Source organism: Microbacterium sp. NPDC055910, from assembly GCF_042271185.1.
Lineage (GTDB): Bacteria > Actinomycetota > Actinomycetes > Actinomycetales > Microbacteriaceae > Microbacterium.
The window spans coordinates 26521-47765 of record NZ_JBHJZS010000025.1; the positions used below are offsets into that span (position 1 = coordinate 26521).

Annotated in this window: 23 protein-coding genes and 1 tRNA gene; 16 read left to right on the top strand and 8 right to left on the bottom strand. The window is 69.2% G+C overall.

Translation table 11 applies throughout. The features are described 5' to 3' along the window. The first annotated feature begins 6 nt into the window (after positions 1-6). The 3 genes from ACFC3F_RS10960 to ACFC3F_RS10970 are packed head-to-tail and all read left to right on the top strand — an operon-like array spanning position 7 to position 4043. Positions 7-690, top strand: a complete 684-nt coding sequence (locus ACFC3F_RS10960) for an HAD hydrolase-like protein (protein WP_376129332.1) — start codon at positions 7-9, stop codon at positions 688-690. Continuing rightward, complete coding sequence (locus ACFC3F_RS10965; protein ID WP_376129334.1) at positions 683-1957, top strand: hypothetical protein; 1275 nt, start codon at positions 683-685, stop codon at positions 1955-1957. The genes ACFC3F_RS10960 and ACFC3F_RS10965 overlap by 8 nt, the downstream gene beginning before the upstream one ends. Before the next feature lie 4 nt (positions 1958-1961). Further along, entirely contained in the window at positions 1962-4043 is a 2082-nt protein-coding gene (locus ACFC3F_RS10970) for a bifunctional lysylphosphatidylglycerol flippase/synthetase MprF (RefSeq protein WP_376129335.1), read from the top strand. 51 nt (positions 4044-4094) lie between these two features. Here ACFC3F_RS10970 and ACFC3F_RS10975 read toward each other — a convergent pair whose 3' ends face one another. After that, positions 4095-4301: a cold-shock protein gene (locus tag ACFC3F_RS10975; protein ID WP_376129336.1), complete on the bottom strand. Its 207-nt coding sequence runs from the start codon at positions 4299-4301 to the stop codon at positions 4095-4097. Between the two features lie 259 nt (positions 4302-4560). Between ACFC3F_RS10975 and ACFC3F_RS10980 the strand changes: the two genes are divergently transcribed. The 3 genes from ACFC3F_RS10980 (at position 4561) to ACFC3F_RS10990 (ending at position 6888) form a co-directional block, all read left to right on the top strand. Then, positions 4561-5199, top strand: a complete 639-nt coding sequence (locus ACFC3F_RS10980; protein ID WP_376129368.1) for a GntR family transcriptional regulator — start codon at positions 4561-4563, stop codon at positions 5197-5199. A 26-nt stretch (positions 5200-5225) separates the two neighbouring features. After that, on the top strand, positions 5226-5717 hold the full coding sequence (locus ACFC3F_RS10985) for a GNAT family N-acetyltransferase (RefSeq protein ID WP_376129337.1): 492 nt from the start codon (positions 5226-5228) through the stop codon (positions 5715-5717). A gap of 196 nt (positions 5718-5913) precedes the next feature. After that, positions 5914-6888: a magnesium and cobalt transport protein CorA gene (locus ACFC3F_RS10990; RefSeq protein WP_376129339.1), complete on the top strand. Its 975-nt coding sequence runs from the start codon at positions 5914-5916 to the stop codon at positions 6886-6888. Between the two features lie 53 nt (positions 6889-6941). Here the strand turns inward: ACFC3F_RS10990 and ACFC3F_RS10995 are convergent. Beyond that, a tRNA-Leu gene (locus ACFC3F_RS10995) sits at positions 6942-7025 on the bottom strand. Between the two features lie 143 nt (positions 7026-7168). Between ACFC3F_RS10995 and ACFC3F_RS11000 the strand changes: the two genes are divergently transcribed. The 7 genes from ACFC3F_RS11000 to pknB all read left to right on the top strand — a co-directional run bounded on the left by ACFC3F_RS11000 (position 7169) and on the right by pknB (position 16069). Then, entirely contained in the window at positions 7169-7909 is a 741-nt protein-coding gene (locus ACFC3F_RS11000; RefSeq protein WP_376129340.1) for an FhaA domain-containing protein, read from the top strand. Then, positions 7906-8427: an FHA domain-containing protein gene (locus tag ACFC3F_RS11005; RefSeq protein WP_376129342.1), complete on the top strand. Its 522-nt coding sequence runs from the start codon at positions 7906-7908 to the stop codon at positions 8425-8427. The genes ACFC3F_RS11000 and ACFC3F_RS11005 overlap by 4 nt, the downstream gene beginning before the upstream one ends. A gap of 11 nt (positions 8428-8438) precedes the next feature. Further along, the gene (locus ACFC3F_RS11010) at positions 8439-9677 is read left to right on the top strand and encodes a PP2C family protein-serine/threonine phosphatase (protein WP_376129343.1); all 1239 of its coding nucleotides are present in this window, start codon (positions 8439-8441) and stop codon (positions 9675-9677) included. Beyond that, positions 9674-11056: an FtsW/RodA/SpoVE family cell cycle protein gene (locus ACFC3F_RS11015; protein ID WP_376129344.1), complete on the top strand. Its 1383-nt coding sequence runs from the start codon at positions 9674-9676 to the stop codon at positions 11054-11056. Before ACFC3F_RS11010 ends, ACFC3F_RS11015 begins: the two co-directional genes overlap by 4 nt. Before the next feature lie 73 nt (positions 11057-11129). Then, positions 11130-12602, top strand: a complete 1473-nt coding sequence (locus ACFC3F_RS11020; RefSeq protein ID WP_376129346.1) for a peptidoglycan D,D-transpeptidase FtsI family protein — start codon at positions 11130-11132, stop codon at positions 12600-12602. Continuing rightward, positions 12599-14323 carry a serine/threonine protein kinase gene (locus ACFC3F_RS11025; protein WP_376129348.1) on the top strand — a complete coding sequence of 575 codons (1725 nt, stop codon included), beginning with the start codon at positions 12599-12601 and terminating at the stop codon, positions 14321-14323. Before ACFC3F_RS11020 ends, ACFC3F_RS11025 begins: the two co-directional genes overlap by 4 nt. Before the next feature lie 48 nt (positions 14324-14371). After that, positions 14372-16069, top strand: coding sequence for a Stk1 family PASTA domain-containing Ser/Thr kinase (pknB, locus tag ACFC3F_RS11030; RefSeq protein WP_376129350.1), 1698 nt, complete (start codon positions 14372-14374; stop codon positions 16067-16069). 11 nt (positions 16070-16080) lie between these two features. On the opposite strand, the gene ACFC3F_RS11035 is transcribed toward pknB, so the two are convergent. Genes ACFC3F_RS11035 through ACFC3F_RS11045 form a run of 3 tightly spaced genes read right to left on the bottom strand, consistent with a single transcriptional unit; the run spans position 16081 to position 17632 of the window. Beyond that, positions 16081-16704, bottom strand: coding sequence for an anthranilate synthase component II (locus ACFC3F_RS11035; protein ID WP_376129352.1), 624 nt, complete (start codon positions 16702-16704; stop codon positions 16081-16083). Beyond that, positions 16701-16856 carry a hypothetical protein gene (locus ACFC3F_RS11040; protein WP_376129354.1) on the bottom strand — a complete coding sequence of 52 codons (156 nt, stop codon included), beginning with the start codon at positions 16854-16856 and terminating at the stop codon, positions 16701-16703. Before ACFC3F_RS11040 ends, ACFC3F_RS11035 begins: the two co-directional genes overlap by 4 nt. After that, on the bottom strand, positions 16856-17632 hold the full coding sequence (locus tag ACFC3F_RS11045) for a class E sortase (RefSeq protein ID WP_376129356.1): 777 nt from the start codon (positions 17630-17632) through the stop codon (positions 16856-16858). The genes ACFC3F_RS11040 and ACFC3F_RS11045 overlap by 1 nt, the downstream gene beginning before the upstream one ends. A gap of 55 nt (positions 17633-17687) precedes the next feature. Here ACFC3F_RS11045 and ACFC3F_RS11050 point away from each other — a divergent pair, with 55 nt between their 5' ends. Further along, positions 17688-17927, top strand: coding sequence for a cell division protein CrgA (locus ACFC3F_RS11050; RefSeq protein WP_376129358.1), 240 nt, complete (start codon positions 17688-17690; stop codon positions 17925-17927). 131 nt (positions 17928-18058) lie between these two features. On the opposite strand, the gene ACFC3F_RS11055 is transcribed toward ACFC3F_RS11050, so the two are convergent. Then, positions 18059-18955 (bottom strand): rhomboid family intramembrane serine protease, encoded by an 897-nt coding sequence (locus tag ACFC3F_RS11055; RefSeq protein ID WP_376129360.1) that lies wholly within the window; start codon positions 18953-18955, stop codon positions 18059-18061. A 19-nt stretch (positions 18956-18974) separates the two neighbouring features. After that, positions 18975-19532, bottom strand: a complete 558-nt coding sequence (locus tag ACFC3F_RS11060; RefSeq protein WP_376129361.1) for a peptidylprolyl isomerase — start codon at positions 19530-19532, stop codon at positions 18975-18977. A 102-nt stretch (positions 19533-19634) separates the two neighbouring features. Here ACFC3F_RS11060 and ACFC3F_RS11065 point away from each other — a divergent pair, with 102 nt between their 5' ends. Both ACFC3F_RS11065 and ACFC3F_RS11070 read left to right on the top strand, forming a co-directional pair. Then, positions 19635-20219, top strand: coding sequence for a DNA helicase (locus tag ACFC3F_RS11065; RefSeq protein ID WP_376129363.1), 585 nt, complete (start codon positions 19635-19637; stop codon positions 20217-20219). Next, complete coding sequence (locus tag ACFC3F_RS11070; RefSeq protein ID WP_376129364.1) at positions 20216-20779, top strand: aminoacyl-tRNA deacylase; 564 nt, start codon at positions 20216-20218, stop codon at positions 20777-20779. The genes ACFC3F_RS11065 and ACFC3F_RS11070 overlap by 4 nt, the downstream gene beginning before the upstream one ends. 10 nt (positions 20780-20789) lie before the next feature. Here the strand turns inward: ACFC3F_RS11070 and ACFC3F_RS11075 are convergent, their stop codons facing one another. Then, a complete protein-coding gene (locus ACFC3F_RS11075) occupies positions 20790-21212 on the bottom strand; it encodes an NUDIX hydrolase (protein WP_376129366.1) in 423 nt (140 codons plus the stop codon). Positions 21213-21245 lie beyond the last annotated feature (33 nt).

Below are 21245 nucleotides of genomic sequence, written 5' to 3' on the forward strand. Positions count from 1 at the left end.
GTTCGTATGCCGAGCCGACCACCGTGGAGTTGCGTCCTGTGGGACGTCGACGGAACCATCGTGGACGCGTCCGAGGGCATCCTGCGCCGGCTCACGATCACGCTCGAGCACTTCGGTCGCACACCCCCGACGCGCGACGAGCTCGCGCATTGGATCGGTCCGCCGCAGTTCGACTCGTTCCAGGACAACGTCGGCATGAGCCCCGCCGAAGCCGCAGAGGCCGTCGAGTTCTACCGGGAGCTGGCGCACCGCGAGGGCTACACCTCGGGCGCCACGCTCATCCCCGGCATGGCCGAGCTGATCGCCGACCTCGCAGCGATCGGCGTCCCGCAGGCCACCGCGTCATCCAAGCCCGAGATCCAGGTCATCGCGCTCATGGAGCACTTCGGCCTCGCCTCGCACGTGCGCACCCTCGTCGGCGCGACGCCCGATGAGCGCACGCTCGCGACGAAGTCGGACGTCGTGGGCGAAGCCCTGCGGCGCCTGCGAGAGCTCGGCGTCGACACGAGCCGTCCCGTGCTCATCGGCGATCGGCACCACGACATCGAGGGCGCAGCCGACCACGACGTGCCGGTCATCTTCGTGCGCTGGGGCTTCAGCTGGCCGCACGAGGCCGACGGCGCGGCAGAGGTCGTCCACGATGTCGCGGCACTGCGCGCCCTGCTTCTGGTCGACTCCGCCGATGACTGAGCCGCTGGGCTGGATCATCCCCGCCCTCGTCGTGTTCGGGGCCGCGGCGCTCGGCGTCGTCGCCGCCGCGTGGGCCCTGCGGCGCGCGCAGCGGTCGCCGCGAGCCCGCGCTGCCGCCGAACAGGTGCGCGGACGGGCGGGCGCGGTGCTGGTCCGGCTCGACGATGCCGTCGACGAGCTCGATCTCGAGGTGGGCCTGTCGGGCGCGCTGTACGGCGGAGGCGCGCCGGCCTCACTGCGGCGAGCGCGCATGACTGCGCAGCACGTGCGCGACGCATCGTTCGAGGAGTACCGCGCGCTCACCGGCGACACGGTCGCCCCCGACGAGATGCGCCGGGCCGCGACACGGATCGAGCGCCGTGCGACGGCGGCTCTCGCGGGCGTCGAGGCGGCTCGCGCCGACCACGCCGCCTGGACGAAGGCGCACGTGTCGGCCGAGACCCAGGTCGAGGCGGCGCGGGCACGCCTGCGCGAGCTGCGCACCACGATGGGTGACCCCGATGCCCTCGTCGCGGACCTGTCGGCCCGTTTCGCCGAGGGCGAGTGGGCGGCGGCGGCCCGCTCCGCCCGAGCGGCGACCGAGGGCGCTGACGAGGTGGAGCACCTGCTCGCCCGGGCCGCCGCGGACGCGCAGGACCCCACCCGTTCGGCCCTGGCCGATCTGGCCGCCGCCGAGCGCCGGCTGCGCGCAGCCGAGACGGACGCGCGCAGCCTCGAAGAATCGCACCGGCTCGTGCACCAGGCGGCGCTCGCCCTGCCCGGCGAATTCGAGTCGGCCCGCAACGCCGTACGCGGTGCGCTGACGACGCGGGTGCGCCTCGACCCCGACGCCGCCGCGCGGCTCGGAGCCGAACTGCGCGCCATCGACGCAGCGCTGTCGGACCTCGAGACGGATGCCGCGCGTCACCCCACCCGTTCGGTCGACGCCATCGCGCGCCTGCGCGGTCGGCTCGACCTCGCCCTCGGCGACGCCTGGACGGCGCAGCAGCGGCTGCGCGGCGCCCGCACCGCCCTGCCCGGGACGCTCGCGGCCGCGCGCGCCGCGCTCGTCGCAGCGGAAGCATCCGTCACGCGCGCCCGCGCCGGGGCGGAGGCCCGCACACGACTGCTGTCGGCACAGGCCGAACTCGCGAACGCGCGACAGTCCGCCGACCCGGTCGCAGCGCTCGACGCCGCGCGCCGCGCGATGCGCGACGCCGAAGACGCCAAGGCCCTCGCCGATCACGATCGGCTCGCCGAGGCGTCCGCGCCCCGCTCGCTATCGTGAAGGCATGGATGCCGCTACGAGAACGACTCCGCTGACGCTCGTCCTCACGTTCGTCCGGCGCATTCCGGCGACGCTGACGCTCATCGGGCTGATCCTCGCGGTCGGCGTGGTCTTCGCGGGCCTGTGGTCGCCGTTCGAAGACACGGCCCTGTTCGAGCGCGTCGGCTATGGCCTGCCGGCCTTCAGCGACGGGCTGTGGTGGACGCCGCTGACGGGCACGTTCTTCGTCAATCAGCCCTGGGTGTACCTCTTCACGATCGGCGGCTTCTGGGGCATGGCGTACCTGGAGTACAAGCGCGGGTCCGTCGTCGCGCTCGCGTACTTCTGGGTCGGTCAGCTCTTCGCCATCTTCGCCTCGGCGCTGCTGCTGTGGCTCTTCTCCTTCGCACAGTGGGAATGGGCGCAGACCGAGGCTGCGCTGACCGACGTCGGTGCATCCGGGGGCACGATGGCGTGCATCGCGGCGGCGATCGGCCTGTTCGCACCGCCGTGGCGCGTACGGGGGTGGCTCGTGCTGCTGTCGTTCATCTTCGTCGCGATGCTGTTCTGGGGAAATCTGGCCGACCTCGAGCACACTCTCGCGGTTCTTCTCGTGCTGTTCGCCGACCGCTCGCTGCGCCTGCAGCGGCAGACCGTGCGCGAGCAGCGGCTCGTCGCCTTCATCGCGGTCATCGTGCTCGGCACGATCGAGATCATCACGCTGCTCGTGCCCACGAACGGGCCCTTCGGCGGCACGGAACCCGCGTCGGGCGGGTTCATCGACGTCGCGATCGACGTCGTGGTGATCGGCGTCATCGCCCACTTCCTGCGCAAGGGCCGCCGCTGGGCGTGGATCCTCAGTCTCGTTCTGGCGACGTTCAACATCCTCGTCGGCGCCCTCGTGCTCGTCGCGATCATCATCACGACGCAGGCACACATCGAAGGCCTCATCGACGCCGAGACCGAACTGGCCCTCGCAAGCGGCATCCTCTGGCTGCTTCTGCTCGTCTATCTGATCTCCGTGCGCGGTGCCTTCCGCTCCCGCCGCACGTCGCGGATCGGACAGGCACCGGCGCCCGACGTCGACGACGTGAAGGAGATGCTCCGCACACACGGCGGGGGGACCCTCTCCTGGATGACGACGTGGGACGGCAACACCTACGCCCGAACGTCGCGCGGAATCGTGGCGTACCAGCGCCGCGCCGGCGTCGCCCTCGCCCTCGCGGATCCGCTCGGCCCGGTGGCATCCCGACCCGAGAGCGTCCGCGAGTTCATCGCCGCGGCGGAAGCGGCGGGCCTCGCGCCCTGCTTCTTCAGCGCGAGCGACGCGACGCGCGACGCCGTGCCCGAGGGATGGCGCAGCCTCGTCGTCGCCGACGACACGATCGTCGATCTTCCCGGTCTCGCGTTCACGGGCAAGGCCTGGGCCGCCGTGCGCGGCGCGCTGAACCGCGCCGAGCGCGAGGAGATCACCTTCCGGATGACGCGACTCGTCGACGAGCCGTGGGGCATCCGCCAGCAGCTCCGCGCGATCTCGGAGATGTGGGTCGGCGACAAGGGACTTCCCGAGATGGGCTTCACGCTCGGAACCCTCACCGAGGCCGAGGATCCCGAAGTGCGCGTCGCGCTCGCGATGTCCCCGCAGGGCGACGTCGACGGGTTCCTCTCGTGGCTGCCCGTATACGGGGATGACGGGCGCGTGCGCGGCTGGACGCTCGACCTCATGCGACGCCGTGAGGGCGGCTTCGGTCCCGTCATGGAATTCTTGATCGGCGCGTCGGCGAAGCTCTTCTCCGAAGAGGGCGCCGAGATCATGTCACTGTCGGGAGCGCCGCTCGCTCACGACTATCCGCCGGATGCCGGCGCCATCGCCGTGCTGTCCGAACGTCTCGCTGAGGCACTCGAGCCGGTGTACGGTTTTCGCTCGCTGCACCGGTTCAAGGAGAAGTTCCACCCGCGCTACGAGACGATGCACCTGCTGTTCCGTGACGAGAGCGACCTCACCCGCATCGGCGCGGGCCTGACCCGCGCCTTCCTCCCCGACGCGACACTGCGCCAGTTCGCAGGAGCAGGCCTGGAACTCGTGCGCGGAGACCGCAGCACGTGAACATCGTCTGAGGATGCGCGGCGCGACATCGCCGCGCCGCGCATCCGCGAGTCAGACGGGGCGGATGTTCTCCGCCTGCAGGCCCTTGGGGCCCTGCGCGATCTCGAACTCGACGCGCTGGTTCTCCTCGAGCGAACGGTAGCCGCTCGACTCGATGGCGGTGTAGTGCGCGAAGACGTCAGCGCCGCCCTCGTCGGGAGCGATGAAGCCGAAGCCCTTCTCCGAGTTGAACCACTTGACAGTACCTTGCGTGCTCATGAAATGCCGTTCCTTGCGTGCTCGCGCGACCTGCGCGGGTCGATTGACACGCTAACGAAGAGCGGCGACACGCGGGATTAGCGTGACACAAATGTTGCAGACGCCATCGGACGCCCGGGCCGAGCGGAGCTCAAAGCCCGGGCGTCGACGGATCCCCCCGGATACGTCACGCCGAAGCGCGACATCCACACTCTACCGATTTACCGGCGCTGCAGAAGCGGCGCCCTCCCCGCGCACCGGACGTACACTTGGCGCAGTGATGGCCACCCCTCTGCTTCCGCTCCGCCCGCGCGCAACGGTGCTCGGCGATGAGGTCTACGCGACCCTCAGCGAGGCGATCCTCGACGGCACCCTCCGACCGGGTCAACGGTTGCGCGATCAGGAGCTCGCCGGGAGCCTCGGTGTCTCGCGGACCCCCGTGCGCGAAGCGCTGCAACGCCTCGAGCGCATCGGTCTCGTCGAGATCGCACCGAACCGCTACACACGCGTCTCCGTGCCCGATCCGGAGTTCCTCGGGGACACCGACGAGTTCGTCGCCTATATGCTCGGAAACTGCCTGCGGATCGCGCTCGGCCGGATCGATGACGACGCGCTCGCGAGCGCCGTCGGTCTGGTGGGCGACGTCGTGTCGGCGTCGCGGGCCGACGATCACGCGGGCGTCATGCACGCCACGACGGCTTTCTTCCAGTTCGTCGTCACGGCCACCGGGAACGTCGTCTTCCTCACCGTGCTGCGCGAGGCGGAGACGGTCATCCGGCGAAACCTCGCGGCGTGGCATCCGTTCATCGCATGCCCCGTCGAGCGCACGGCGTCGTACGAGAGGCTGCGAGAGGCGATCGCCGCGCGCGACAGCGTTCTCGCCGAATCGCTCGTGCGAGAGCTGCACGGGTTCTCGTAAGGCGCGACGCTGGATACGGTGGGGCCGTGAACCACATCGAGCTGCGTGATCTCGACGACGACGACCTCGACGCCGTCTTCACGATGATGAGCGACCCCGAGGGTGCCGCCCTCGCGGCCTTCACCGCGGAGGACCCGGAGGACCGCGGCGCGTTCGACGCGTGGATCGCTCGCGAACGCGCCGCCGACGATGTGCTCTTGGCCGTCGTGACCGAGAACGGCGGCTTCGCCGGCACGGTGGCGGCCTTCACCGTCGACGGCGAGCGCGAGGTCACCTTCTGGACCGCGCGTCACGCGTGGGGAAGAGGGGTGGCATCCGAAGCGCTGCGCATCCTCGTCTCACGCGAACCGCTGCGTCCGCTGTTCGCCCGCGTCGCTGCGCACAACGCCGGCGCTGTCGCCGTGCTGGAGCGCAACGGCTTCACCGAGGTCTCGCGCACGATCACGCGCGCGCCCGCCCTCGACCGCGACGCCGAAGAGATCCTCTTCGTCCTCCCCCCGACCCTGGACGGCGTCTGACCGGCGCCCGCCAGGGTGGTCGATGCCGCGTGCGACATACTCGGGAGGAGGGAAGGGGCCAGGAATGGTGCAACCACGGCAAGATGAAGCGCATCACCGCCGTCCCGGCGTCTTCCGACACCGAGCCCCCGCCACTTCGCCCGCGCATGGCCTGAGCACGACGCGCCATACCCGCTATGTCGATGACGGGCACCTCGTGCGGGCCCCGAGCGACACGAGCGTCGCAGACGCGCAGGAGTACATCGACGGGCACGCGAATCGGACGGCACTCCTGCTGTACCCGAAGCCGACAGCCGAAGACATCGCGGAGCTCGCGACCAGCTGGCGGCTCCATCCGCTGCTCGTCGAGGACCTCCTTCAGGCGGGACAACGGCCGAAGATCGAGCGGCACGATGATGCGCTGTTCCTCGTCGTCCGATCAGCGTGGTACATCGACGCGACGGAGGATGTCGACTTCGCCGAGTTCCACATCCTCCTCCGGCCGAAGGCGGTCGCCGTGTTCTGCCAGGACGGCCGCTGGATCGACGGGCTCGATGCCGACGGCGCCTCGGGAACCGCTGAGCATGGCGGCCACGCGCTTCTCGACGACGAGCACCTGCTGCACCACGGCCCGGAGGCCGTCGTCTATCGTCTGCTCGACGCCATCGTCGACGGCTACACCCCCGTGCTGCGCGGTCTCGCCATCGACAAGGCCCAGATCGAGCGCCAGGTCTTCAGCGGAGACGCCTCCGTCACCGAACGCATCTACCGGTTGAGCGAGGAGGTCATCGACCTTCAGCAGGCGACGTCCGGACTCGTCGAAGTCCTCGCCGCGCTGCAGAGGGGCTTCGACCACTACGGCATCCCCGAACCACTGAAGACCTATCTGCAGGATGTCGCAGACCATCTCAGCCGCGCGGACGCGCACGTCGGCGAGCTCCGCGAATCGCTCTCGCAGATCCTCACCGTCAACGGCACCCTCGTCGCACAGCGACAGAACGAGGACATGAAGAAGATCTCCGGCTGGGCCGCGATCCTCTTCGCACCGACGCTGATCGGCGCGGTCTACGGCATGAACTTCGACAGCATGCCCGAGCTGCACTGGACCTTCGGCTACCCGCTCGCCATCGGCGGCATGGTCGCGTTCGCGCTGGTGCTGTATCTCATCTTCAAACGACAGAAGTGGATGTAGGGACACCGGGCGAAGAAATGGAAAAGCCCCCTTTCGGGGGCCATTCCATTTCGTGCGCGAGGGGGGAGTTGAACCCCCACGCCCTTTCGGGCACTGGCACCTGAAGCCAGCGCGTCTGCCTATTCCGCCACTCGCGCGAGATGCATCATCCGAAGACGTCGCACTCAACTCAGCGAGGATATCACGCGCACCACGCGCCCCCGGAATCCGGTCGAATCCGGGAACCTCCAGCGTGTGCAACTAGCATGTAGCAACCAAGCACCCCCGTCCGAGGAGCTCCGTGGGACTACTTGACAGCTTCGAGAAGGGTCTCGAGCGCGCCGTGAACAGCGCGTTCGCGAAGACCTTCCGCAGCGGCATCCAGCCGGTCGAGATCGCCTCCGCACTGCGCAGCGAGCTCGACAAGAAGGCGGCCGTGGTCAGTCGCGACCGCATCCTCGCGCCCAACACGTTCGCCGTGCACCTCGCGCCGACCGACGAAGACAAGATGGCGGCGCTGGGGGCATCGCTCGACGACGAGCTGCAGGCACTCGTGCAGAAGCACGCGAAGAAGCAGGGATACTCCTTCGCCGGTCCCGTCTCGATCACTCTCGAGCGCGACGACCATCAGTCGACCGGAACCCTGCGTGTCGAGTCTTCGACGGCGCAGGGGCGGGTCGCGTGGCGCGGCGTGCTCGACATCGGCGGACGCCGCCACCCGCTGACGAAGTCCCGCACGGTCATCGGCCGCGGCAGCGACGCCGACATCACGATCTCCGACACGGGGACGAGCCGCAAGCACGTCGAGATCCTGTGGGACGGCGAGCGCGCGATGGTGCGCGATCTGAAGTCGACCAACGGCACCCTGCTCAACGGTCACAAGGTGACCGAAGCCGCGCTGACGCCGGACTCGACCGTGCGGATCGGGCGAACCGATATCGTGTTCCGCGTGGTCGCGCAGGCGACACCGCCGACGACGTCGACGCCCCCGCGCGATGTCACACGCGCCTTCGACGTGAGAGAACAGGGACCGCTGCCGTGAGCGAACTGACCCTGCTGCTGTTGCGCATCGGCTTCCTCCTTCTGCTCTGGTTCTTCGTCTTCGCCGTCGTGTACTCGCTGCGGGCCGATCTTTTCGGGGTCAAGGTGCGGAAGATGCCCGAGGCCGCGATGGCCGCGGGTGCCCCGCCGGCCGCGGCACAGGTCACCGCCCCCGTTCCCCCTCCCGCGAAGGGCCGGCCGTCCCAGGGCGGCCCCGCCACGACCGAAACGGCGGAACGCATCGTCATCACGAGCGGACCCAAGGCCGGCCTCGAGCTCGCCCTCGGGTCCGAACCACTCACGATCGGCCGGTCGAGCGAATCGGGCCTCGTCGTGCGCGACGACTACACGTCGAGTCACCACGCGCGTCTCGTGCTGTGGGGCGACCAGTGGATGCTGCAGGACCTCGACTCGACCAACGGCACCTGGCACGACGGCAATCGCGTCACGACCCCGGTGCCGGTGACGCTCGGCGCGCCCATCAAGGTCGGCGCGACGACGTTCGAGCTGAGGAAGTAGTCTCCGAGCGCATGGTCTTCCAAGGCTCGAGCACCGCGATCTCGCACACCGGCAAGGTGCGCTCCAACAACCAGGACTCCGGTTACGCCGGACCGAACCTGTTCGTCGTCGCCGACGGCATGGGCGGTCACGCCGGAGGAGACGTCGCGTCAAGCCTGGCCGTCGCCCGGCTCGAGGCCGTCGACCAGCCGTTCACCTCTCCGCCCGAGGCCGAGGAGGCCCTGCGCGAAGCGATCGCCGACACCGCGGTCGAGCTCATCGACACGGTGCACGTGCGACCCGAACTCGCCGGCATGGGCACGACCGTGAGTGCGCTCGTCATGGTCGACGACTACGCCGTCATCGCGCACATCGGCGATTCGCGCATCTACCTGTATCGCGACGGCGCGCTCACCCAGATCACGACCGACCACACGTTCGTGCAGCGACTCGTGGACTCGGGGCGCATCACGCCCGAAGAGGCCCGCTACCACCCGCGTCGCTCCGTACTCATGCGCGTGCTCGGCGACATGGCCACCGAGCCGGAGATCGACACCTTCGTCATGCCGACGCTGCCGGGCGACCGCTGGCTGCTCTGCTCGGACGGTCTGTCCGGCGTCGTCGACGACGCGCACCTGGCGAAAGTGCTCGGTCTCGGTCATGCCCCCGGCCGCACGGCGGATCAGCTGCTCAAGCAGGCCCTCGACGGCGGAGCGCCCGACAACGTCACGATCGTGCTCGTCGACGTGGGGGGGCAGCATCCGCTCTTCTCGGGAACCGCCACGATCGTGGGGTCGGCGTCGAACCCGATCGGCATCGAGGTGCCCGCCGCGCGCCCCGGACGCACGAGCTGGCTGCACGTGGGACGCCAGGCGGCGAACGAGCCGACGCACTTCGAACCGGCGGCGGAGTTCCTCGAAGAGCTCATCGAGGAGGACCGCCGTCGTGCGCGTCGCCGCCGGCTCGGCTGGATCGTCGGCCTCGTTCTCGTGCTGGGGCTGCTCGCAGCCGGCACCTTCGGCGCCTACCAGTGGACGCAGACGCGGTTCTATGTCGGGGCCGACGAGGACACGGTCGTGATCTTCCGGGGCATCCAGCAGACGATCGGTCCGATCACCCTCTCGACGCCCTATGAAGACACCGGCATCGAGCTCGACTCGCTCTCGGCCTTCACGCGCGAAAGGATCGAGCAGACGATCTCGGCCGACTCGCTCGACCGCGCACGCAGCATCGTCTCATCGATCACGATTTCCGAAGGAGACGCGCCATGAGCGCCGACACGCAGGCGGTGACCGCCGATACCGCCGTCGTGCGGGCTCTGCGGCGCATCCGCGTGCCGCAGATGCAGCGCAACCGCGAGCTCGCACTGCTCGTCTTCGCCTTCGTCATCAACGGATCGGCCGTCGCGCTCGTGCAGCTGGGTGCTCAGGGCACGATCGACAGCTCGTTCCTCGTCTACTGCGGCGTGCTGACGGTCCTCGTGCTCGCGATCCACATCGTGCTGCGCCTGCGCGCCCGCGACGCCGACCCGTTCGTGCTGCCGATCGCCACATTGCTGACGGGCCTCGGGCTCGCCATGATCTATCGACTCGATCTGCACTGGGACCGCACCGGGTGGGGCGCGTTCTCGACGCGTCAGCTCGCGTGGGCGGCGATCGCGCTCGTGCTCGCGATCGCCGTCGTGATCCTGCTGCGCAACTACCGCGTGCTCTTCCGCTACACGTACATCTTCGGCTTCGTCGCGATCCTGCTGCTCATCCTGCCGATCGTGCCCGGACTGAGCGGCGGCGGGAACGCCGACGTCTGGGTCGACGTGGGGCTGTTCACCTTCCAGCCCGGCGAACTCGCGAAGATCTGCCTCGCGATCTTCTTCGCCGGCTACCTCGTGCGCACACGCGAGAGCCTGACCTCGGTCGGCAAGCGGTTCCTCGGCGTCACGTGGCCGCGCGCGCGCGAGCTCGGTCCGCTCATCGTGCTGTGGCTCATCTCGCTCGGCATCATCGTCATGCAGCGCGACCTCGGCACGGGCCTGCTCATCTTCGGCATGTTCGTCGCGATGCTCTACGTCGCAACCGGCAAGACGAGCTGGGTCATCATCGGCGTCGTGCTGGCGGCGGCGGGCGCGTTCGTGGCATCCCGCCTGCTGCCGTACGTCGGCACGCGCTTCACGATCTGGTTGGATGCCTTCAACCCCGACCTCATGGACAACTCGAGCTTCCAGCTGGTCACGGGCATCTTCGGACTCGCGCAGGGCGGGCTCGTCGGCACGGGACTCGGCCAGGGACGGCCGTACCTCACGCCCGTCGCCGAGAGCGACTACATCCTGCCGGCGCTCGGCGAAGAACTCGGTCTCGTGGGGGTGTTCGCGATCCTGTGCCTCTACATGGTCTTCACCAGTCGCGGAATCCGCATCGGGCTCGCCGGTCAAGACGACTTCGGCAAGCTGCTCGCGACGGGGCTGTCCTTCACGATCGCGCTGCAGGTGTTCATCATGGTCGGCGGCGTGACCCGTCTCATTCCGCTCACGGGCCTCACGACGCCCTTCCTCGCGGCGGGCGGGTCCTCGCTCATCGCGAACTGGATCATCGTCGCCCTGCTGCTGCGCATCTCGGACTCCGTGCGCTCCCGGCCGAGGGTGGTGATCGGGTGACGACCCGTCGATACGGTCGCTTCGCGACCTCCTCAGGCACCAGTGGGCGTCGTGTACCGAGGGGGTGCGACCTGTGACGAAAGAACTGCGCCGGCTCAGCATCCTGATGCTGCTCATGTTCGTGGGGCTGTTCGCCTCGACGAGCTGGATCCAGATCGTCCAGGCCGACGAGCTCGCCGAGAACGCCGCGAACCGCCGTGCGCTGTACGACTCGTACGAAGTGCAGCGCGGCGCCATCATCGCGAGCGGATCGGCGATCGCCCGATCGGTGCCCTCGGGCGACCTGTACAGCTGGCAGCGCGTCTACACGGATGCCGCCATGTGGGCGCCCGTCACCGGCTACATCAACCCCGTGCTCGGCTCGTCGACGGGCATCGAGGCCGCAATGAACCAGGAGCTCAGCGGCACGGCCGGTTCGCAGTTCCTCTCGCGCCTGGATCGCATCATCTCGGGACAGCCGCCCCGCGGCTCCGACGTCGCGCTGTCGATGGATGCCGCCGTCCAAGCGGCCGCGTACGAAGCGCTCGGCGACCTGCAGGGCGGGATCATCGCGATCGAGCCCTCGACCGGCCGCATCCTCGCGATGGTCACGAGCCCCAGCTACGACACGAACCTGCTGGCCTCGCACAACGCCGGCGAGGTCGACGACGTGTATGCGGAGCTCGTCGCCGATCCGGGCAAGCCGCTGTCGAACCGCGCGATCGCGGGCGACTTGAACGCACCGGCATCCACCTTCAAGCTCGTCACCGCCTCGGCGGCCTTCGCATCGGGCGACTACACGCCCGAATCGACGCTGCCGAACCCCGCGATCTATCAGCTGCCGCAGTCCACCGCCACCGTGCGCAACGCCTCGGGCGGCACGTGCGGTCCCGGCGAGACGGTCACGATCGCCGACGCGCTGCGGCTGAGCTGCAACATCCCGTTCGCCGAGCTCGCCGTCGAGCTCGGCAACGAGGCGATGCGCGCCGAAGCTGAGAAGTACGGATTCAACTCGTCGTTCGCGATGCCGCTCGTCTCGACCCCCTCGTCGTACCCGCCCAACGAGGACGACCCGCGCATCCTCGACGCCGCGCAGACGGCGCTCACGGGCTTCGGACAGGGCCGCGTCACGGCGACGCCGCTGCAGATGGCGATGGTGTCGGCGGGCATCGCCAACGAGGGGATCGTCATGAACCCGCGCATGGTGGATCGGATCATCGGACCCGACCTGTCGGTGCAGCAGGAATTCGAGAACACCGAGTTCGGACGCGCTCTCGACGAGGACATCGCGGCGGACATGGTCGCGCTGATGGTGGCCAATGTCAGTGAGGGTGTCGCGAGCGGTGCAAGAATAGACGGGGTCGAGGTGGCCGGGAAGACCGGGACGGCAGAGAACGGGGCAAGGCCCTACACGCTGTGGTTCACGGGCTTCGCGCCCGCGGACGATCCGCGGGTGGCCGTTGCGGTCGTCGTCGAAGACGGCGGCGGTCAAGGACAGTCGGGCAGCGGGAACGCGATCGCGGCTCCCATTGCGAAGAAGGTCATGGAGGCGGTGCTGGGCAGATGAGACCGACACAGGGTGTGACGTTCGGTGGCCGTTACGAGCTCGATTCGCGGATCGCGATCGGCGGCATGGGCGAGGTCTGGGAAGCGACGGACCACGTCATCGGACGAACCGTCGCCATCAAGATCCTCAAAGACGAGTACATGGGGGATCCGGGCTTCCTCGAGCGCTTCCGCGCTGAGGCCCGCCACGCGGCCCTCGTGAACCACGAGGGCATCGCGAGCGTCTTCGACTACGGCGAAGAGAACGGCAGTGCGTTCCTCGTCATGGAGCTCGTGCCCGGCGAGGCGCTCTCGACGATCATCGAGCGCGACGGCTCGCTCTCGACCGACAAGACGCTCGACATCGTCGCGCAGACCTCGGCCGCGCTGCAGGCAGCGCACGCCGCCGGCCTCGTGCACCGCGACATCAAGCCCGGCAACCTGCTCATCACGCCCGACGGCCGCGTCAAGATCACCGACTTCGGCATCGCGCGCATCGCCGACCAGGTGCCGCTGACGGCGACCGGCCAGGTCATGGGGACCGTGCAGTACCTCTCGCCCGAGCAGGCGTCGGGCCACCCGGCGTCCCCCGCGACCGACACGTACTCGCTCGGCATCGTCGCCTACGAATGCCTCGCCGGCAAGCGCCCCTTCACGGGCGAGTCGCAGGTCGCGATAGCGATGGCCCAGATCAACGAGCAGCCGCCCCCGCTGCCGCCGACCGTCGCCGTGCCGGTGCAGAACCTCGTCATGGCGATGATCGCGAAGAAGCCCGAAGACCGCCCGGCGTCGTCGGCCGCCGTCGCGCGTGCCGCGACCGCCCTGCGCCGCGGTGATGTCGTCGCCGCGGCCGCGGCCGTGCCGGCGATCGCGGCGGGCACCTCGGTCGGCGACGACATGACGCAGCTGCTCGGCACCGACACTTCGGCCGAGACGCGGTTGCTGGCCGCTCCGACAGAAGAAGACGCCGTCGAGGGCGAAGACACCGAGAAGCGCAAGCGCAGCCCGTGGACGTGGCCGCTCGTCGCGCTCATCGCGCTGCTCGTGCTCGTGCTCGGCGCCACGATCTGGGGTCTCGTCGCGAATCAGGAGCCTGCACCCGAGCCGACGAGTTCGTCGCCCTCGCCGACGCGCTCGACTCCGGCGAACACGCCGACCCCCGAGCCGACGTCGGCGAACGTCGTTGCGGCTGACCTCACGGGCCAGACCTGCGAAGCGGCGACGGCGATCCTCGACGACCTCGGCTTCGGCGTGAGCTGCGTCGACGGCGACTCCGCGCCCGACGAAGCGAGCGTCGGCCTGGTCTACCAGGTCGACCCCATGGGCAACGTCCCGTTCGACCGGGTCATCACGCTCACCCGCTACGCCGGTCAGGTGCCCATGGGCACGCCGGCCGCGGCGCGGATCTCGGGAACGGCCGAAGCGGGCAGCACGGTGCAGATCGGATGGGACGGCTACAGCTGCCCCTCGGGCACGGGCAACGTGAGCGGATACCAGTTCACCGCGACGCAGGGAGTGTTCCCCGCCTCGGGCCAGTCCAGCGCGTGGTTCGGCGCCAACGAGCGTTCCGCCGACCTGCAGGTGACCGGTGCCGCCGGCTCGACCCTGCTCGTGACCTACACCGTCACGTGCACGGGCGGAACCGCCGGTGAGCGCACGACCGGCGCCTCGCAAGAAGTGAGTGCCGCGATCCAGGCGCCGCCCGTACCGGACCCCGATCCCACCGACGAAGAGCAGGAGTGAGGGCACCGGCTCGACTATTCTGGCTGAAGGTCCGAATCAGGGAGTCAAGTGTCTGCTGAGCCGCGTGTGCTGTCGGGACGCTACCGTATCGACGAGCTCATCGGGCGCGGCGGCATGGCGAGCGTCTACCGCGGATACGATCTGACGCTCGGCCGCGAGGTCGCGATCAAAGTTCTCGCGCGCGATCTCGCGAACGACAACGCCTTCCGCACCCGCTTCCGCCTCGAGGCGCAGGCGGCGTCGCGCATGGCGCATCCCGCGATCGTGCGGGTCTTCGACGCGGGCGAAGACTCCGAGACCCAGCCCGACGGCTCGGTCCGGCCCGTTCCGTTCATCGTCATGGAGCTGGTCAAAGGCGCCCTGCTGAAAGACATCATCGCGCGCGGACCCGTGCCCGAGACCGACACCGTGCGCTACATGGACGGCATCCTCGAAGCGCTCGAGTACTCCCACCGCGCGGGTGTCGTGCACCGCGACATCAAGCCGGGCAACGTCATGGTGACCGATGCCGGGCAGGTCAAGGTCATGGACTTCGGCATCGCCCGCGCCGTGTCCGACGGCTCATCGACGGTCGCCGAGACGACCGCGATCCTCGGAACGGCTGCCTACTTCTCCCCCGAGCAGGCGAAGGGCGAGCCCGTCGACGCGCGCGCCGATCTGTACTCGGCCGGCGTCGTGCTGTACGAGCTGCTCGCGGGTCGTCCGCCGTTCCGCGGCGAATCCCCCGTCGCCGTCGCCTACCAGCACGTCAGTGAAGCGCCCGTTCCGCCGTCGGAGTTCAACGAGACGGTGCCGCGCGCGCTCGACGCCGTCGCGCTGCGCGCCCTCGCGAAGGATCCCTTCCAGCGCTACCAGGACGCCGCGGGCTTCCGCGAGGCCCTCGACGCGACCGTCGACGGAAACGCCCCCACGAAGCGCCAGATGAACGCACTCACGAGCGAGCTGTACGGGCCCAACCCGCGGCAGGCCGCGGAGACGGCCCGGTCGCTGCGGCAGCTGAGCACGGACACGACGATGAAGCGCACGCAGGCGGGGCCGCCGGTCGCGTGGATCTGGTCGGGCGTCGCCCTCATCGCCGTGCTGCTCGCGGCGGTGCTCTTCTGGGTGCTCACGATCAAGCCCGACGGCGGAGATGTGCCGTCGATCGCGCGCATCGTGCCCGATGTCACGGGCGTGACCTACGAGCGCGCGGCGCGCGACCTGGGCGATGAGGACCTCATCTCGTTCCGCGTCGATGAGCCGAACCCCGACGTCGCCGAGGGCATCGTGATCCGCACCGATCCGCAAGCGGGCGAGTCGGTGTCGCCCGAGCAGGAGATCCGTGTCTACGTCTCGTCGGGCCAGGAGATGTCGACCGTTCCCGTGCTCGAAGGGCTCGGGCAAGACGCCGCCGTCGCGGCCCTCGACGCGGCCGGCCTCACGCTCGGCACCGTGACCCAGCGCAACGACCCGACCCTGTCGGCCGGGATCGTGATGTCGGCCGACCGAAGCGCCGAGACCGAAATCCCCAAGGGCACGGCGGTCAACCTCGTCGTCGCGTCGGGGCGCGTGACGCTCATCGACGTGACGGGATACACCGTGGATGCCGCGAGCCGTCAGCTCGCCGACCTCGGTCTCGAGGTCGGGTCGCAGGAGGACACGACGTGTCCCGCCGACTCGCCGCCCACCGTCCGATCGCAGTCACTCGCGCCCGGTGACGTTCCCGTGCGCTCCGCCGTGACGCTGGTGTACTGCTCGGGATCGTGAACGGCTGGCCCTCAGCGACGCGGGTGCAGCGTCGCGCCGCGAGCCGCGGCATCCGCGTATCCGACCTGTGCGAGCCAATTGCCCAGGAGCCGGTGGCCGCCCTCGGTCAGCACGCTCTCGGGGTGGAACTGCACGCCCTGCACCGGTGCCGTCCGATGCGCGACGCCCATGATGACGCCCGAATCGGTGCGGCTCGTGACGACGAGGTCGCGGGGCAGCGTCTCGGGGACGATCGCGAGCGAGTGGTAGCGCGTCGCGACGAACGGATCGGCCAGACCGGCGTACAGCGCCGAGCCGTCGTGGTGCACGAGCGACGTCGTGCCGTGCATCAGCTCGGGCGCCTCGGCGACACGCGCGCCGAAGGCCTCGCCGATCGCCTGGTGCCCGAGACAGACGCCCAGAAGAGGGATGCCGCGGCGTGCCGCCGCCCGCACGACGGCGATCGACGCCCCGGCGGCGGCCGGTGTGCCCGGGCCGGGTGAGACGAGCACGCCCGCGAAGGCGGACACCGTGCCCGCGGCATCCCGGATCTCGTCGGCCTCGATCAGCTCGGTGGACGCGCCGAGCTCGTGCAGATAGCCGACGAGGGTGTGGACGAAGCTGTCGTGATTGTCCACGACGAGCACCGGCGTCACTGGACGGTGACCTCTTGCGGGTTGACGAACTGGCTGATCCACGGGAAGGCGTAGAACGCCAGGCCGTAGAGGATCGCGGCAACGGCGACGAGAAGGATGAGCAGGCGCACCCACCAGGGTCCGGGGAGGGCCCGCCACAGTGCGGCGTACATCAGGCTCCTTCGTTCAGGGCGGAGGGTGCTCCCGCGTCGCGGGGCGTGAACGAATCGAAGACGCCGTACGCCACGATACGTTCGGCCATCGAGAACATGGGGCTGCAGCTCGTCAGCGTGATGTAGCTCGTCGTCGCTTCGACGTCGAGCTCCTGCGGCACGGGCAGCAGCACATCGACCTCATCCGGGCGGACGTACTGGAGGGTGCGGAAGCGGTACGTGTACCAGCCGTCGGCGGTCTCGACGACGATGGGGTCGTCGATACGCAGCTCGGCAACCTGGTTGAAGGGCTTGCCCCACGTCGTGCGGTGACCGGCCAGGGCGAAGTTGCCGACCTCGCCGGGCATGGGCGACCCAGGGTAGTGCCCGATGCCGATCGGGTCGAGTGTGCCGGGGCGCGTTACGCCGCCGGCCATCTCGACGGCGTAGTCCGCTCCGAAGCGGGGCACCCGCATGACGCCGAAGACCTCGGTGTCGGCCGGTTCGGGCAGGATGATCGGCTCGAACGTCTCGGCGATCGGCTCCTCATCGGGCCAGTCCGCCGGCGGCACATACTCCTGCGCCCACCGCGTGATCGTCTCGTTGCCGGTCGCGTTGCGCTGCGCGCCGTAGATCATGTCGCCCACCCACAGCTGCCACACGACGTAGAGCAGGGTGATGACACCGGCGGTGATGAGCAGTTCCCCGATGACCCCGGCGACCGACACGCGTCGGCGCGGTCGCGCGGAGCGACGGGTCGGGGGCGCTCCCGATGTCGTCAGTGTGGCTTGCTGCACACTCGAAGTGTAGTGAGAACATGCTGAAGCGAGCCTGGCAGCTAGACTGGCGGACATGGCACGATCCGGCAAAGATGACGACGCGTTGATCGAACGCGCAGAGGGCGAAGCGGCCCCCAACCCCGTGTGGTTCAAGCCGATCATGATCGGGCTGATGCTCGCGGGACTCGTCTGGGTGCTCGTCTTCTACCTCAGCGGCATGCAGTACCCGATTCCGGGTATCCAGGGCTGGAACCTCGTGATCGGCTTCGGCATCGCGTTCCTCGGCTTCCTCATGACGACGCGCTGGCGCTAGCCGCCCGTCTCACACTCTCCGCCACCGGCGCCCGCGATGTGCGCGCGCCGGTGGTTTTTGCGCGCCGCGGGGAAGTTATCCACAGGTTCATCCACAGGTGGGGATGAATCACACCGGTGTAGTTCCTCGGATCAGAGGCCGATGTACGGCGGCAGCACCGTGAAGACCGGTACGACCAGCAGCAGCACGAGCCCCGCGCCGACGGCGCCGAGCAGCAAGAGCTGCGTCTTCTGCTGCCGCTGCGCTCGAGTACGCGTGAAGATGAACCCCACGAGCAGTCCGACCACGAGGCCACCCACGTGCGCCTGCCACGACACGTTGAATCCGGGGATGAACCCGATCGCGAGGTTCACGCCGAGGATCACCGCGATCCCGGCGATATTGAGCCCGATATGCCGGCCGATCACGATCAGCGCCCCGAACAGGCCGAAGATCGCACCCGACGCCCCGACGACGGGCGTGCCGAACGACAGCAGCGTGACGGCGACCGATCCTCCTGCCGTGCTCAACAGGTAGAGGGCGACGAACCGTCCCCTGCCGAGAAGCGGCTCGAGGCTGCGGCCGATGAGCCACAGCGCCAGCATATTGAGCCCGATGTGCCAGAAGCCCGAGTGCACGAGCGCGACGGTCAGGATGCGCCACGGCTCGAACGTTCCCGTGAGCGGGGGGTACAGCGTCGGGGCCCAGAACAGCAAAAAGTTCTCGACCGTGCGACCGAACCCGGGGATGAGCGACACGATGTACGCGATCGCGGTGATCCCGATGATCGCGTAGGTCGCGAGCGGCCGCGTGTCGCTGACGACGACCGGTCGTGACCGGGTCCAGCGTCGTTCGGCCTTGCGCTGCGCGGTCGTCTGGGCGGACTGCTGCGCCTTCATGCACTCGGGGCAGACCACGCCTACGGCGGCGGGCGTCTGGCACTCGGGACAGATCGTGCGCAGGCATCGCTGGCAGAGCACGAAGCTCTGCCGGTCAGGATGCCGGTAGCAGAAGTTGTCGCGGTTGCTCGCGAAGTCCGCCGAGGTCACGGGGTGGAGGTGCGCGGCGTCAGACGGCCTGGATGTCGATCGACTCGATGACCACGGGCTCGACGGGACGGTCGCCCGCACCCGTCGGCACAGCGGCGATCGCGTCGACGACCGCGCGCGAGTCGGCGTCGGCGACCTCGCCGAAGATCGTGTGCTTGCCCTGCAGCCACGGCGTCGGGTCGGTCGTGATGAAGAACTGCGATCCGTTGGTGCCCTCGGGCTTGCCCGTGATGGCGTTGCGGCGAAGGCCGGCGTTGGCCATCGCGAGGATGTAGGGCTCGTTGAAGTTCAGCTCGCCGTTGATCTCGTCGTCGAAGTTGTAGCCAGGGCCACCCACACCCTGTCCGAGCGGGTCGCCGCCCTGGATCATGAAGTTCGGGATGATGCGGTGGAAGATGACGCCGTTGTACAGCGGCCCCTCACCGGGCTTGCCCGTCGCCGGGTCGGTCCACGAACCGGTTCCGTCGGCGAGACCGACGAAGTTCTTGACCGTGCGCGGCGCGTGGTCGCCGAACAGGTTGACGACGATGTCGCCGTGGTTGGTGTGGATCGTGGCAACGGCGGAGTGCTGGGGCATGTCGTACATTCTCGCAGACAACTTGACAAGCCCTTTCTCCCTGCCCGGGTACCGTCTGGCAAGATGGAGAAACCACCGACCCCGTCGAGAGGGAGGATCCCCGTGAGCCTCAGCCGCAAGCGCAAGAAGGAACTACGAAAGCTTCAGTCGCAGGCAAACGCCCTGTGGGAGTCGCAGCAGGTGCTCGTCGGGCAGGCGTCCGACGTCGCTCGCGAGGCCGGACGACAGTTGGGACACTTCGGCCGTGAGCAGGTCGCACCGCAGGTGCAGGCCGGATATGAGAAGTACGCGGCGCCCTACGTCGACCGCGGCGTCAAGCTGTCCAAGAACGTGCTCGAGCACAATGTCGTCCCCGCCGCGGGTGCGGTCGTGGGTTCGGCGCTGTCCGCATGGGATGCCGCCAACGAAACGCGCGCTCGCCTCGCGGCCGGCCGCGGATTCGCGCTTCCCGACTCGGGCAAGTACTCGAAGAAGGCCGACAAGTACGCGAAGAAGGTGTCGCGTCGCCTCTCGGCGGGCGTGAGCGCCCTCGAGCCGAAGAAGAAGGGCATGGGCGCCGGCGGCGTCATCGCCATCATCCTGGGTGTCGCCGCGGCGGCAGGCGTGCTGTACGCCGCGTGGCAGACGCTGCGCGCCGACGACGAACTGTGGGTGGCCGACGACCCGCTGCGCGCGCCCGACGCGTGACCGATCCGCTCGCGCGGGTTCGAGAGGCGGCATCCGCTCGCGGGCTCGAGATCGAGCTGCGCGAGCGGCCCGCCGCGAAGAGCCTGCCCGAGGCGGCGGCGCTGCTCGGTGTGAAGCCGGCCGACATCGTCAAGACGCTCGTCGTCAAGCGCCCTTCGACAGGCTCAGGGAACGCGACACGCTCAGGGAACGCGACCGGCTCAGGGAGCGCGACCGGCTCAGAAGCCGCGACAGGCTCGGGGAACACGCCGGAGTTCCTCTACGCCCTCGTGCCGGGCGATCGGTCGATCTCGTGGCCGAAGCTGCGGGCGGTCGTGGGCGTCAACAAGCTCGCGCTCCCCGACCCTGACGTCGCACTCGCAGCGACGGGCTACGAGCGCGGCACCATCGTGCCCATCGGCGCCCAGGGCGACTGGCCCGTCTTCGCCGACGAGAGCATCGTCGGCCGCCGAATCGCGATGGGTGCCGGCGCCCACGGCTACAGCCTGTTCGTCGACGCAGACGCCCTCATCGCCGCGTTCGACGCGACGATCGCCGACATCTCGAGCGAGGCCGGGTAGCGGCATCCCGTCAGAGGACACCGGCCATCTCGAGGCCGATGTCGACCAGCTTGACGTGTTGCAGCGATGGCACGTCCGCGAGCGGGAACCACTCAGCGCGATCCGTGGAGCCGCCGACCTCGTTGCGCAGCTCTCCGCCGATGATGTGCGCGCGATAGACGATGCGCAGCGTGTGCAGCGGCGACGACGAGGTGCTCAGCCTCCGGCGCGCGGGGATGACCCGCGAATGGATGCCGAGCAGCCCATCGAGCGCGACGTGATAGCCCGTCTCTTCGTGGACTTCGCGGCGCGCGGCGTCTTCGGGGTTCTCGCCGCTCTCGAGTCCGCCGCCGGGCAGCGTCCAGGCGGCGCGGCGCCCCTCGATCCAGTGGGCGAGGAGCACCCGGTCATCGGGATCGACGATGATCGCGTACGCGGCTACCCGCATGTCCATGCTTCACCCTAAGCGAGAAGCGCCGCCCCGAGG